The organism is Piscinibacter lacus (genome assembly GCF_016735685.1).
Lineage (GTDB): Bacteria > Pseudomonadota > Gammaproteobacteria > Burkholderiales > Burkholderiaceae_C > Aquariibacter > Aquariibacter lacus.
On the sequence record NZ_JAERRA010000001.1, the window covers coordinates 506,939 to 519,606 of the forward strand.

At 72.8% G+C, this 12,668-nt stretch carries 8 protein-coding genes and 1 pseudogene; 6 read left to right on the top strand and 3 right to left on the bottom strand.

Going from position 1 to position 12,668, the window contains the following annotated elements:
- Nucleotides 1-206: 206 nt before the first annotated feature.
- From JI742_RS02335 to rsmA, 3 genes are read left to right on the top strand one after another with little or no spacing between them, the layout of a single operon-like run.
- Complete coding sequence (locus JI742_RS02335) at nucleotides 207-2,786, top strand: LPS-assembly protein LptD (RefSeq protein ID WP_350309619.1); 2,580 nt, start codon at nucleotides 207-209, stop codon at nucleotides 2,784-2,786.
- On the top strand, nucleotides 2,783-4,123 hold the full coding sequence (locus tag JI742_RS02340; protein ID WP_201823667.1) for a peptidylprolyl isomerase: 1,341 nt from the start codon (nucleotides 2,783-2,785) through the stop codon (nucleotides 4,121-4,123). The genes JI742_RS02335 and JI742_RS02340 overlap by 4 nt, the downstream gene beginning before the upstream one ends.
- Before the next feature lie 17 nt (nucleotides 4,124-4,140).
- The gene (gene rsmA, locus JI742_RS02345; RefSeq protein ID WP_201823670.1) at nucleotides 4,141-4,905 is read left to right on the top strand and encodes a 16S rRNA (adenine(1518)-N(6)/adenine(1519)-N(6))-dimethyltransferase RsmA; all 765 of its coding nucleotides are present in this window, start codon (nucleotides 4,141-4,143) and stop codon (nucleotides 4,903-4,905) included.
- Between the two features lie 245 nt (nucleotides 4,906-5,150).
- Here rsmA and JI742_RS02350 read toward each other — a convergent pair.
- The 3 genes and pseudogenes from JI742_RS02350 to JI742_RS02360 all read right to left on the bottom strand — a co-directional run.
- Nucleotides 5,151-5,618: pseudogene (locus tag JI742_RS02350) on the bottom strand (barstar family protein); the annotation flags it as partial.
- A complete protein-coding gene (locus JI742_RS02355; protein ID WP_201823677.1) occupies nucleotides 5,581-5,982 on the bottom strand; it encodes a guanyl-specific ribonuclease in 402 nt (133 codons plus the stop codon). The gene JI742_RS02355 and the pseudogene JI742_RS02350, both read right to left, overlap by 38 nt.
- A gap of 217 nt (nucleotides 5,983-6,199) precedes the next feature.
- Complete coding sequence (locus JI742_RS02360) at nucleotides 6,200-8,497, bottom strand: NADP-dependent malic enzyme (protein ID WP_201823679.1); 2,298 nt, start codon at nucleotides 8,495-8,497, stop codon at nucleotides 6,200-6,202.
- A gap of 244 nt (nucleotides 8,498-8,741) precedes the next feature.
- Here JI742_RS02360 and JI742_RS02365 point away from each other — a divergent pair, with 244 nt between their 5' ends.
- From JI742_RS02365 to thiL, 3 genes are read left to right on the top strand one after another with little or no spacing between them, the layout of a single operon-like run.
- The gene (locus JI742_RS02365; protein ID WP_201823681.1) at nucleotides 8,742-10,919 is read left to right on the top strand and encodes a sensor histidine kinase; all 2,178 of its coding nucleotides are present in this window, start codon (nucleotides 8,742-8,744) and stop codon (nucleotides 10,917-10,919) included.
- Nucleotides 10,920-10,939: 20 nt separating this feature from the next.
- Nucleotides 10,940-11,608 carry a response regulator transcription factor gene (locus JI742_RS02370; protein WP_201826298.1) on the top strand — a complete coding sequence of 223 codons (669 nt, stop codon included), beginning with the start codon at nucleotides 10,940-10,942 and terminating at the stop codon, nucleotides 11,606-11,608.
- A 31-nt stretch (nucleotides 11,609-11,639) separates the two neighbouring features.
- On the top strand, nucleotides 11,640-12,653 hold the full coding sequence (gene thiL, locus JI742_RS02375) for a thiamine-phosphate kinase (RefSeq protein WP_201823682.1): 1,014 nt from the start codon (nucleotides 11,640-11,642) through the stop codon (nucleotides 12,651-12,653).
- Nucleotides 12,654-12,668 lie beyond the last annotated feature (15 nt).

Sequence of the window (12,668 nt, forward strand, 5' to 3'; positions counted from 1 at the left end):
CGCCGGGCTGCGGCCCGTGGGGCGGCGTAGCCAGCGGAAACCGCAGCCCGCGAAGGCGTTCTGGGCGCCGGGGTGCGCGTGGATAATCGCGCGAATTTTGCCAGCGGGGGCTGCCCGCCCCGCAGCGCGACCGACGCGCGGCCCCGCCCCGGCCCACCGCCCGTCGGTGTCCGATCGCGAACCTCCTTCCGACGCCTGCCCTGACCGTGCGCGCTGCCCGCTCTGCCCTCACCCTGCCCCGGCCCGCCGGCCTGCCCGGCCCGGCGGCCCGGCTGTCCCTGCCCTACCTGCTGGCCGGCCTGATGCTGGCCGGCTCGGCCGAGGCCGGCCAGGGCGCGTCCGGTAAGCGCGGGGCCGCTTCCCAGGCAGGCAAGGTGACGGGCGGCAGCGGCCTCTGCCCGGCGCCTGCCGGCTGGGGCGCCGGGGCCGAGCTGGGCGCCCTGCTGCCAGCCGAGCCGGGCCAGTCGGCTTCGCGCAACCGGCTGGAAGGCCGCCTGGCGGCGGGCCGTGAGGCCGAGCTGCCGGTCAGCGTCGAAGCCGAACGGCTCAGCGGCACGCCGGGCGTCGATTCCCTGGCCGAAGGCCATGCGGTGCTCAGCCGCGGCCCGGTCACCTTGCGGGCCGACCGGATCGGCTACAAGCCGCCGGAGGACCTGGCCGAGGCCGAGGGCGAGGTGGTCATCACCCGCGATGGCAATGTCTTCCGCGGCAAGTCCCTGTCGCTCAGGCTGGGCCGCTACGAGGGCGAGTTCGTCGAGCCGAGCTACTTCTTCGCCCGCACGCAGGCCGGCGGCTCGGCGGCGCGCTTCGAGTTCCTTGGCGAGAACCGCGGCCGCGCGACCGATGCCAGCTACAGCAGTTGCCCGCCGTCCGCGCAGGACTGGGTGCTGCGCAGCGACCGCGTGACCCTGGACTTCGCAGCCAACGAGGGCGTGGCCGAAGGCGCGGTGCTGCGCTTCCTGGGCGTGCCCATCCTGGCCGCGCCCAAGCTCAGCTTTCCGCTGACCGAGGCGCGCAAGTCCGGCTGGCTGCCGCCCAACATCAACCTCGACAACAAGAGCGGTCTCGATGTCGCGGTGCCCTACTACTGGAACATCGCGCCCGACCGCGATGCCACGATCACCCCGCGCGTCTACAGCCGCCGCGGCGCCGGCGCGACCGGCGAGTACCGCTACCTGAGCGCCAGCGACCGCGGCTCGCTCGAAGCCACCGCCCTGCCCGACGACCGGGTGGCCGGCCGCGACCGCTGGGCCCTGAACCTGCGCCACGAGGGCGGGCTGGGCGCGCGGGCGCCTGTCTACCGCCAGGATGGCTCGGCCCTGCTGGACTACCGTTTCTCGATGCAGCGGGTCTCGGACGACGATTACTGGAAGGACTTCCCGCGCGGCGTGCCCAGCCTCACCCCGCGCCTGCTGCCGACGAATCTGCAAGCCGAGCACCGTCGCGCGGCCGACTGGGGCCTGACCACCGCCTACGCCCGCGTGCAGCGCTACCAGGTGCTGCAGGACGCCGACCTGACGGCCCGCATCCTCGCCCCCTACCGCCGCGAGCCGCAGATCGGCCTGCGCCAGATCGGCGCGGCGCGCGGCTTCGAGTGGCGCTGGGAGACCGAGGCCAACCGCTTCAGCCACGAGGACCGCAGCCTCGTCGCCGGCAACCGCGTGCACCTGCTGGGCAGCATCGCGCGGCCGATCCGGCCGCTGGGCGCCAGCGGCTGGACGGTGACGCCGCGGCTCTCGCTCAACAGCGCCAGCTACGACCTCGACGAGCCGCTGGCCAACGGGCGCAAGCGCCTCTCGCGCACCCTGCCCACCGTTTCGCTCGACAGCGCCTGGGTCTTCGAGCGCGAGGCCAGCTACTTCGGCCGGCGCTTCACGCAGACGCTGGAGCCGCGCTTGCTCTATGTCCACACGCCCTTCCGGCGCCAGGACCAACTGCCCAACTTCGACAGCGCGGCCAACGACTTCAACATCACCTCCATCTTTGCCGAGAACGCCTTCTCCGGCATCGACCGGGTGAGCGATGCCAACCAGCTCACCGCCGGCGTGACGAGCCGCTTCCTCGACCCCTCCACCGGCGCCGAGGTCCTGCGCCTGGGCGTGGTGCAGCGCGTGCTCTTCGACGACCAGCGGGTCACGCCCGACGGCCCGCCCATCACCCAGCGCCTGTCCGACCTGCTGCTGCTGGGCAGCACCAACCTCATCCCGCGCTGGTGGCTGGACGGCAACCTCCAGTACAGCCCGCAGACCGACCGCATCCAGCGCCAGGTGCTGGGCGTGCGCTATTCGCCGGGCCCGCTGCGGACGATCAATGCCGCCTACCGCTTCACCCGCGAGGCCACCGACCAGCTTGAAGTCGGCTGGCAGTGGCCCCTGAATGCCCATGGGCGCGAGCATGCCCAGACCCTGCTCGACCGCGAGCAGGATGCCGCCGCCCGCGGCGACCCGGTGAGCCTCTCGCGCTTCGGCGCGGGTGGCAGCGCCCTGGGCTGCGCGGGCGCCTGGTACACCGTCGGCAACCTCAAGTACAGCCGCCGCGACGACCGGGTGACCGATGCCATCGTCGGCTTCGAGTACGACTCGGGCTGCTGGATCGCCCGCATCGTCGCCGAGCGCCTGTCCACCGGCCGCAGCGAGGCCACCACCCGCCTGCTGCTGCAACTGGAGCTGGTCGGCCTGTCGCGCCTGGGCTCCAACCCGCTGGGCGTGCTGCGCGACAACATTCCCGGCTACCGCCCGCTGCGCGACGAAGGCGCCGCCATCGGCAGCCTGCCGCTCACGCAATGACCCCCTCTGCCCTGCTGCCCGCCGTGTCCATCCTCCGCCTTCTCCCCCTGCGCGCCCTGGGGCGCGCCTGCGCCGGTGGCGCACTCCTGATCGCCGCCCTGGCCCAGGCCCAGCCGGCCAGCCAGATCAGCGACTACATCGTGGCCGTGGTCGGCCGCGAGCTGGTCACGCATGCCGAGGTGCAGCGCCGCGTCCTCGCCCTGGAACGCGAGGCCCAGCGCAACGGCCAGCGCCTGCCGCCGGCCGAGGACCTGCGCAGCCAGGTGCTGGAGCAGATGATCATGGAGCGCGCCCAGCTCGCCCATGCGCGCGAGAGCGGCGTGCGCATCAGCGACGAGGAGCTGGACCGCGCCGTGGCCAATATCGCGGCCTCCAACCGCATGACGCCGCAGCAGTTGCGCGAGCGCCTTCAGCAGGAAGGCACCGACCCGGCCCGCTTCCGCAGCCAGATCCGCGATCAGATGCTGGTCGAGCGCGTGCGCGAGCGCGAGGTGCAGGGCCGCATCCGCGTCACCGACGCCGAGATCGACCGCTACCTCGAACAACGCCAGGCCGAATCGGTGCCGGAGTACCACATCGCGCAGATCCTGGTTCCGGTGCCCGAAGGCGCGTCCGAGGCCGAGGCGAGCCAGCGCCGCGTGATCGCCGAGCGAGCCCTGGCCCGCGCCAAGGCCGGCGAGCCCTTCGCCGCCCTGGTCGACGAGTACTCCGCCGGCAGCAAGGCCGACGGCGGCTCGCTGGGCGGCCTGCGCACGGCCGACCGCCTGCCCGACCTCTTCGTCGAAGCCGTCAAGCCCCTGCGGGCGGGCGAGCTGGCCCCTGCGGTGCTGCGCTCCGGCGCCGGCTTCCATGTGCTCAAGCTGGTCGAGCGCAGCGAGGGCGGCCTGAATGTGCAGCAGAGTCATGCCCGCCACATCCTGCTGCGCACCAGCCCGCAGCTCGGTCGCGACAAGGTCGTGGCCCGCCTGCGTGAGCTGAAGGCCCAGATCGAATCGGGCCGCCTGCCCTTCGCCCAGGCGGCGCGCGAGGTGTCCGAGGACGGCAGCGCGCCGCAGGGCGGCGACCTGGGCTGGGCCTCGCCCGGCCAGTTCGTGCCCGAGTTCGAGCAGGTCCTGGACCGCCTGCCGATCGGCGTCGTCTCCGAGCCGGTGGTCTCGCGTTTCGGCGTGCACCTCATCGAGGTGACCGAGCGCCGCCGCGTGCCGGTCGACCGCCGCCAGTTGCGCGAGGCCGCCCGCAATGCCGCGCGCGAGCAGAAGTACGAGCCGGCCTACGAGGAATGGTCGCGCGACATCCGCGCCCGCGCCTATGTCGAGATGCGCGAGCCGCCGCGCTGAGGCCGCCCGCCGTCCCGATGAAGCACATCCCGCGCAAGCGTTTCGGCCAGCATTTCCTCGCCGACTTCGGCGTGCTCCACGCCCTTGTGGACGCCATCGACCCGCAGCCCGGCGAACACCTGGTCGAGATCGGCCCGGGCCTGGGCGCGATGACCGATCCGCTTGTCGCGCGCTGCGGCCGGCTGACCGTGATCGAGCTGGACCGCGACCTGGCCGCCCGCCTGCGTCGCCGGCCCGAGCTGGAGGTGGTCGAGTCCGATGTGCTCAAGGTCGATGTCGCCGCCCTGGCCGCCGGGCGCAAGCTGCGCATCGTCGGCAACCTGCCCTACAACATCTCCACGCCCATCCTCTTCCACTTGCTGGAGGCGGTCGAGGTCGTCGTCGACCAGCACTTCATGCTGCAAAAGGAGGTGGTCGACCGCATGGCCGCCGCCCCCGGCGGCAAGGACTACGGCCGCCTCAGCGTGATGCTGCAGTGGCGCTACGCGATCGAATCGGTGCTGGACGTGCCGCCCGAGGCCTTCGATCCGCCGCCGCGGGTCGATTCGGCCGTGGTCCGCATGCAGCCGCTGCCGGCGCCGGCCGGAGTGGACGCCGCACGGCTGGGCGCCCTGGTCACCGCGGCCTTCTCGCAGCGCCGCAAGCTGCTGCGCCACAGCCTGGGCCGCTGGCTGGAGACCCAGGCCTACGCGGGCGACTTCGACCTGCAGCGCCGCGCCGAGGAGGTGCCAGTGGCCGAGTTCCTCGCCCTGGCCGCCGCCCTGCCGCCCGTCGCGGCCTGAAAACGCCGACGGGCCCCGCAGGGCCCGTCAGATCGGGTGGCGCAGCCGTCCGCGCAAGGAGGCGGCGGGCCGAGCCCTCAGGCCGCGTCCAGCCAGCAGGCGGTGTCGAAGGCGCTGCTCATCAGCGGCATGTTCGTGCCGAAGTTGCTGGCATTCGACTTGGCCGGGGCCTTGGCCGGCTTGGCTTCGGGGGCGGGCAGCTCGATGGCACGCTCGCCGGCCACGCCGGTGTCCTGGCGGGTGACCGCGAAGGAGTAGAAGCAGCGGAAGGCGATCTTGCGCTCGGCCCAGAAGTCAGCGGCCTCGCGGAAGACATCGAGCAGTTGCTCGCGCGCCTCGCGGTCGAAGCGGGCATGGTCGGGGAGCTGGTCGAGCACGACGACGAAGCCCGGCTGCACGCCGGCCTTGTGCACGATGTCGGTCATGCAGTCGTAGAGCGCGTCCAGGTTCTTGCCGAAATGCAGCGGGAAGAAGAAGGATGTGGCCAGCGTCTCCAGCACCTCCTGCTTGCTCTGGGCCTGCGCGAGGTTGGCATAGAGGAAGTGCTGGCCCAGGTCCTGGGCAGCCTGCATCAGCTCGTCCACGCGGAAGGCGCGGATCGCCTGGACGATATTGGGTCGGACGGTTTGCAAGAGCATGGTCACGTTCCCCCTCGGTGGCGGCAGATGCCTGGTTTCACTGCGCGACGAGGCGGAAGCTCGCGTAGTGATCATCGGTGTAGTAGCAGGCCTCGGGCTGCGTGGGCGGGCGCCCGCCGCAGACGAAGCGCCGGGCGCCCCGATTGCGGGCCCCCGGGGTGCGTACCGTGTATTCGCGATAGTGACCGCGCGGGCGGTCCGGCAGCAGGCGCTCGCGGTTGCCGAAGACGCTGCCGTCCTTGTCGTAGGGGAAAGGTCCGCCGGCCAGGATCAGCCGGTGGGTCTGGCGCGCCTCGGGCGGAAGCTGGGCCAGCGAGACCGTGGCGGCCTGGGCCGGCTGGGTCGTCGCGGGAGCGTCCGAGCGGCCGAGGGCCGCCGGTCCGGAGAGGCCGCCCCACAGGGCGCCTGCGCCGATCGCCAAGGTCGCTGCGACGCGCATCCAGCCGCCAAGGCGGGTGGAGCGACCGGAACGACGGCCGGATGGGCCGGAGATCAGCACGGGTTATCCCTGAGAACGGAAGGCGCGCATGGTATCGAATCGGCCCCAAAAGCTCAAGTGAGCTGCAACAAATGGAGGCAGTCCGGCAAGGCCATTGGCAGCGGCCCGGGGCTTGTCGCGACCGTCCCGCCCTCCCGGGCGGCAAGGTCGGCAGGCTTCAACGTGCCGCGTTCGCGTCGGCCACGGTCAGGGCCGTCATGTTGACGATGCGCCGCACGGTGGCCGAAGGGGTCAGCACATGCACCGGCTTGGCCGCGCCCAGCAGCACCGGGCCGACGGCGATGCCGCCGCCTGCGGCCGACTTGAGCAAGTTGTAGCTGATGTTGGCCGCGTCGATGTTGGGCAGCACCAGCAGGTTGGCTTCGCCGCTCAGCGTGCTGTCGGGAATCAGTTCGTCGCGGCAGCCGGGGTCGAGTGCTGCATCGCCGTGCATCTCGCCGTCGATTTCCAGCCAGGGGGCGCGGGCCCGCACCCGGGCGAGCGTCTCGCGCATCTTGATGGCCGAGGGCGCATTGCTGGAGCCGAAGTTCGAATGGCTCAGCAGCGCCGCCTTGGGCTTGACGCCGAAGCGCAGCATCTCCTCGGCCGCCATGATGGTGATCTCGGTCAGTTCCGCGGCCGTGGGGTCGAGGTTGACATGGGTGTCGACCAGGAAGACCTGGCGGCCCGGCAGGATCAGCGCGTTCATGCAGGCATAGGTGTTCACGCCCGCGCGCCGGCCGATCACCTGGTCGATGAAGCGCAGGTGCATGGCGGTGCTGCCCCAGGTGCCGCAGATCATCCCGTCGACCTCGCCCTTGTGCAGCAGCATGCAGCCGATCAGGGTCAGGCGGCGGCGCATCTCGATCTTGGCAAGCTGGGCGGTCACGCCCTGGCGCGCCTGCATGCGGTGGTAGGTCTGCCAGTAGTCGCGGAAGCGCTCGTCGTGCTCGGTGTTGACCACGTCGTAGTCGCGGTCGGCTTCCAGCCGCAGGCCGAAGCGCTCGATGCGCTGGGCGATCACCGTCGGCCGGCCGATCAGGGTGGGCCGGGCCAGGCCCTCGTCCACCACCACCTGGGCGGCGCGCAGGATGCGCTCCTCCTCGCCCTCGGCATAGGCCACGCGCTTGTGCTGCGCGCGCTTGGCCAGGTTGAAGATCGGCTTCATCGCCGTGCCGGAGGCGTAGACGAAGGTCTGGAGCTTCTCGCGGTAGGCGTCCAGGTCGGCGATCGGCCGGGCCGCCACGCCGCTGTCGGCCGCGGCCTGGGCGACGGCCGGCGCGATCTTCATCATCAGCCGCGGGTCGAAGGGCTTGGGGATGAGGTACTCGGGCCCGAAGCTCAGGTTGGCGCCGGCATAGGCCGCGGCCACCACCTCGCTCTGCTCGGCCTGGGCCAGCTCGGCGATGGCGTGGACTGCGGCGATCTCCATCTCCACCGTGATCGTCGTCGCGCCGCTGTCGAGCGCGCCGCGGAAGATGTAGGGGAAGCACAGGACGTTGTTGACCTGGTTCGGGTAATCGGTGCGGCCGGTGGCCATCACCGCATCGTCGCGAACTGCCTTCACGTCCTCGGGCTGGATTTCGGGGTTGGGGTTGGCCAGGGCGAAGATCAGCGGCTTGGCGGCCATCTTGGCGACCATGTCCTGCTTGAGCACGCCGCCGGCGGACAGGCCCAGGAAGATGTCGGCGCCCTCGATCACCTCGCCCAGGGTGCGCTGCGCGGTCGGCTGCGCGAACTCGGCCTTGTCCGGGTCCATCAGCTCGGTGCGGCCCTCGAACACCACGCCCTTCAGGTCGGTCACCCAGATGTTCTCGCGCGGCATGCCCAGCTTGACCAGCAGGTTCAGGCAGGCCAGGGCCGCCGCGCCGGCGCCCGAGGCGACCAGCTTGACCTTGCGGATGTCCTTGCCGACGACCTTCAGGCCGTTGATCATCGCCGCGCCCACGACGATGGCGGTGCCGTGCTGGTCGTCGTGAAAGACCGGGATCTTCATCCGCTCGCGCAGCTTGCGCTCGACGTAGAAGCAGTCCGGGGCCTTGATGTCTTCCAGGTTGATGCCGCCGAAGGTCGGCTCCAGCGCGGCGATCGCGTCGACCAGCTTGTCGAGGTTGTTCTCGGCCAGCTCCAGGTCGAAGACATCGATGCCGGCGAACTTCTTGAACAGGACGGCCTTGCCCTCCATCACCGGCTTGGCCGCCAGCGGGCCGATGTCGCCCAGGCCCAGCACGGCCGTGCCGTTGGTGACCACGGCCACCAGGTTGCCGCGCGCCGTGTAGCGGTAGGCGGTGGCCGGGTCGGCGGCGATTTCCTCGCAGGCGAAGGCCACGCCCGGCGAGTAGGCCAGCGCCAGGTCGCGCTGGTTGACCAACTGCTTGGTGGCGGCGATGGCGAGCTTGCCGGGGATCGGGAACTCGTGGTATTCGAGCGCGGCCTGGCGCAGCGAGTCGCGCTTTTCGTCTTGGGGGCTGGACATGAAGGTCTCCGGTCGGGATCGCGCAGGCAGGCGGGCGGCGGCTGGATCGGGCCGCGGTGCCCGCGGCCTCGTCGAGCGGCTCGATGGATCGCGGGCCGGCGAGGCCGGGATTGTCCGCCCAGGCCGCCGAGGCCGGCGCCGGGTGGGCTGCGCCCCCGCAGTGTTCCCCGCCGCGGGGTGCGGGCTCATGCGCGAAACTGCGTAGCACTTTTGCGCTGGGCGTCCGAATACTGGGGCCTCGACCATGACGCCCGTCCCGCCCCCAGTCTCCCCGCCCGAGGCCCTGTCGCCGGCCCCGCCCTGGCCCGCGGCCGCCGAGCTGCCCCCAGCCCGCCCGCGCGCCTGGCGCCGGGCCCTGCCCTGGGTGGTGCTGGTCGCCCTGCTGGGCATCGCCCAGACCCTGCTGATCGTGCTGAGCCTGGAGGCCGAAAGCACCCGGCTGCAAGAGGAATCCGATCGCACCGCGGTCGCCGTGGCGGCCGACCTGCGGCTGCGTTTCGGCCGCCACCAGCAGGCGCTGCAGGGCCTGTCCTGGGCCGAATCCCCGGCGGCCGAGGCCGCCAGCGCCCTGGCCCGGGGCCTGCTGCGCGAGCGTCGCGACATGCTGCGCATCGAGCTGCGCGATGCCCAGCTCGAGCTGCGCCTGACGCTGGAGAGCCCCTTCCGCGGCCCGCTCTTCGCCCCGGCCGGCGGCGAGCGCATGAGCGAGGGCCTGCTGCCGCGCGCCCAGCTCGACCTGGAACTGCAACTGGCCTGCACCAGTGCGCGCCGGCTGATGCTGCCGCGCTGGTCGCGCAGCTACTTCGTGCCCCAGCCCGGCGGCCTGGGGCTGGAGGTGGTCGACCTCTGCATGCCGCTGATCGGCCCGCAGGATGCGGGCGGCTATGTCGTCGCCACCGTCGCGCTCGGCCTGGCCATCGAGGAGGCGGTGCCGCCGGCCATCCTGCGCAGCCACGAGCTGGCCCTGGTCGAAGGCGACGGCACCCGCCTGGTCCGCGTCGGCGGCCCGCGCGGGGCCGGCGTCTACTTGGCCGAGCGCCTGCTCGACCTGCCCGGCCTGGGCCTGGCGTTGCGGGTCGACACCGACCGCCGTGGCCCGCCGCTGATTCCCAATCTCTCGACCGGCCTGGTGGTCGGCCTGTCGCTGGCGCTGGCCGCCGTCGTGGCCCTGCTGGTGCGCGACGTGCGCCGCCGCGCCGCGGCCGAGCAGCGCCTGGCCGAGGAACTGGCCCTGCGCCGCGCGATGGAGGATTCGCTCGTCACCGGCCTGCGCGCCCGCGACCTGCTGGGCCGCATCACCTATGTGAACCCGGCCTTCTGCGCGATGGTCGGCTTCCCGCCGCACGAGCTGGTCGGCCAGCTTCATCCGCCCTACTGGCCGCCCGAGCAGCGCGCGCTCTACGAGGCCCGCTGGAGCGAGCGCCTCACCGGCCAACTGCCGCCGCGCGAGGGCTTCGAGACCCTGTTCATGCGCGCCGATGGCGAACGCTTCCCGGTGCTGGTCTTCGAGGCGCCGCTGGTCGATGCCCAGGGCCGCCAGGCCGGCTGGATGAGCGCGGTGCTCGACGTCTCGGCCCAGCGCCGCGCCGAGGAGCTGGCCCGCCAGCAGCAGGACAAGCTTCAGACGGCGGCCCGCCTCGCCACCGTCGGCGAAATCGCCACCCTGCTCAGCCATGAGCTGAACCAGCCGCTGGCGGCCATCGCCAGCTACGCCACCGGTTCGCTCAACCTGCTGGGCGGGCCGCCGCCGGCCGAGCCGCCCGCGACACCGCAGGCCGGCATGGAGCCGCCGGATGCGCCCACCTTCGCCATGATCCGCGAGGCCGTGCAGCGCATCGCTGAGCAGGCCGAGCGCGCCGGCCGCGTCATCAAGGGCGTGCATGACGTGGTGCGCCGGCGCGAGCAGCCGCGCGAGGCCCTGCCCGCCGCCCTGCTCTTCGAGGCCGTGCTGCCCCTGGTCCAGTTGCAGGCGCGGCGCAGCGGCACCCGCGTCGCGCTCGACCTGCCGCGCAGCCGGCCCGAGGTGCGCTGCGACCGCACGATGATCGAGCAGGTGCTGCTCAACCTGACCCGCAATGCCGTGCATGCGATGGAAGCCGCCACCCCGCCCGAGCAGCGCGAGCTGACCCTGCGCGTGCGCGAGGAGGCCGCGACCGTGCGCTTCGAGGTCGTCGACCGCGGGCCGGGCATTCCGGACGAGGTCGCGGCCCAGCTCTTCACCCCCTTCTTCACCACCAAGGCCGAGGGCATGGGCCTGGGTCTGAACTTCTGCCGCACCGTCATCGAGCAGCACGGCGGCACGCTGCGCCATGCCCCGGCGCCGGTGGCCGGCGCCGGGCCGCGGGCCGCCCCGGGCTTGCGCGGCAGCTGTTTCTCGTTCACGCTGCCGCGCGTTGCGGCGCCGGAATCCTCCCCGCCATGAACGTCGCGACCCTCCTCGACATGCGCTCTCCCTCGCCCGCCGCGGCGGCGCCCATCACCGGCCTGCCGGTGGTCCATCTGGTCGACGACGAACCCGTGGTGCGCGAGGCCCTGGGCTGGCTGCTGCGCACCCGCCGTCTGCTGAGCGAGGCCCACCCCTCGGCCGAGGCCTTCGAGCGCATGCTGCTGACCCGCGGCGACCGGGCCTATGCCGACCCGGCCTGCCTGCTGCTCGACATCCGCATGCCGGGCCTCAGCGGCATCGAGCTTTTCGACCGCCTCGTCGCGCGCGGCGTGCTGCCGCTGATGCCGGTGATCTTCCTGACCGGCCACGGCGATGTGCCGACCGCGGTGGCCGCCATCCAGCGCGGCGCCTTCGACTTCGTCGAGAAGCCCTTTTCCGACAACGCCCTGGTCGACCGCATCGAACGCGCCCTGGAGGCCAGCCGCAGCGCGCTGGAAGCCCGCCAGCGCCGCGTGCAATGGGCCGCCCGCGAGGCCGAGCTGACCGAGCGCGAGCGCGAGGTCATGCGCCTGGTCGTCGATGGCCGGCCGAACAAGCTGATCGCCGATGCCCTGGCCATCAGCGTGCGGACGGTGGAAGTGCACCGCGCCCGCGTCTTCGACAAGCTCGGCGTGCGCTCGGCCGTCGAGCTGGCCAACATGCTGCGCGAGTCGGCTGCCGACTGAGCGCAGCCTGGCGGCGGTCGACAATCCGCCGATGTCCGACGCCGCCTCCTCGCCGCCGCCCGGCGAGTTCGACCTCATCGCCCGCTGCTTCCACCGCCACCGTGCGCCGCGTCCCGGCGTGCCGCTGGGGCCGGGCGACGATTGCGCGCTGCTCGCGCCGCGGCCCGGCATGCAACTGGCCGTGTCCACCGACATGCTGGTCGAAGGCCGGCATTTCCTCTCCACCGTCGCGCCCGAGGCCCTGGGCCACAAGGCCCTGGCCGTCAACCTGAGCGACCTGGCCGCCTGCGGCGCCACCCCGCTGGCCTGCACCCTGGCCCTCGCCATGCCGCGCGGCGATGCCGACTGGCTGGGCCGCTTCGCCGACGGCTTCTATGCCCTGGCCGACCGTCACGGCATCGCCCTGGCCGGGGGCGACATGACCGCCGGCCCGCTGAACCTCAGCCTCACCGTGATCGGCGAGGTGCCCACCGGCCAGGCCCTGCTGCGCAGCGGCGCGCGGGTCGGCGACACGCTCTGGGTCAGCGGCCGGCTCGGCGATGCGCGGCTTGCGCTGGAGGGCTTCCGCGGCACGGTCAAGCTGCCGGGCGAGGTCTTCGACCGGGTCCGCCTCGCCATGGAGCGGCCCGAGCCGCGGGTCGCCCTCGGCCAGGCCCTGCGCGGCCTGGCCAGCGCGGCGCTGGACCTGTCCGACGGCCTGCTGGGCGATGTGCGCCACCTGCTGGCCCGCAGCGCCGAGGCCCTGGGCCGGCCGCAGCCGCTGGGCCTGCGGCTGGATGCCGATGCCCTGCCACGCAGCGCCGAGCTGGCCGCCCAGCCCCTGGCCCTGCAGCGCCTGTGCACCCTGGCCGGCGGCGACGACTACGAACTCGCCTTCACCGCCCCGGCCGCGGCCGAGGCGGCCGTGCGCGCAGCCGCCGCGCAGGCCGGCGTGGCCGTCACGCCGGTCGGCCGCATCGAGGCCGAGACCGGCCTGCGCTGCGTCGATGCCGCCGGCTTGCCGGTCGCGGCCGACTACCTCGCTTTCGACCACTTCCGCGGCTGAGGCCGCCCCACCTCC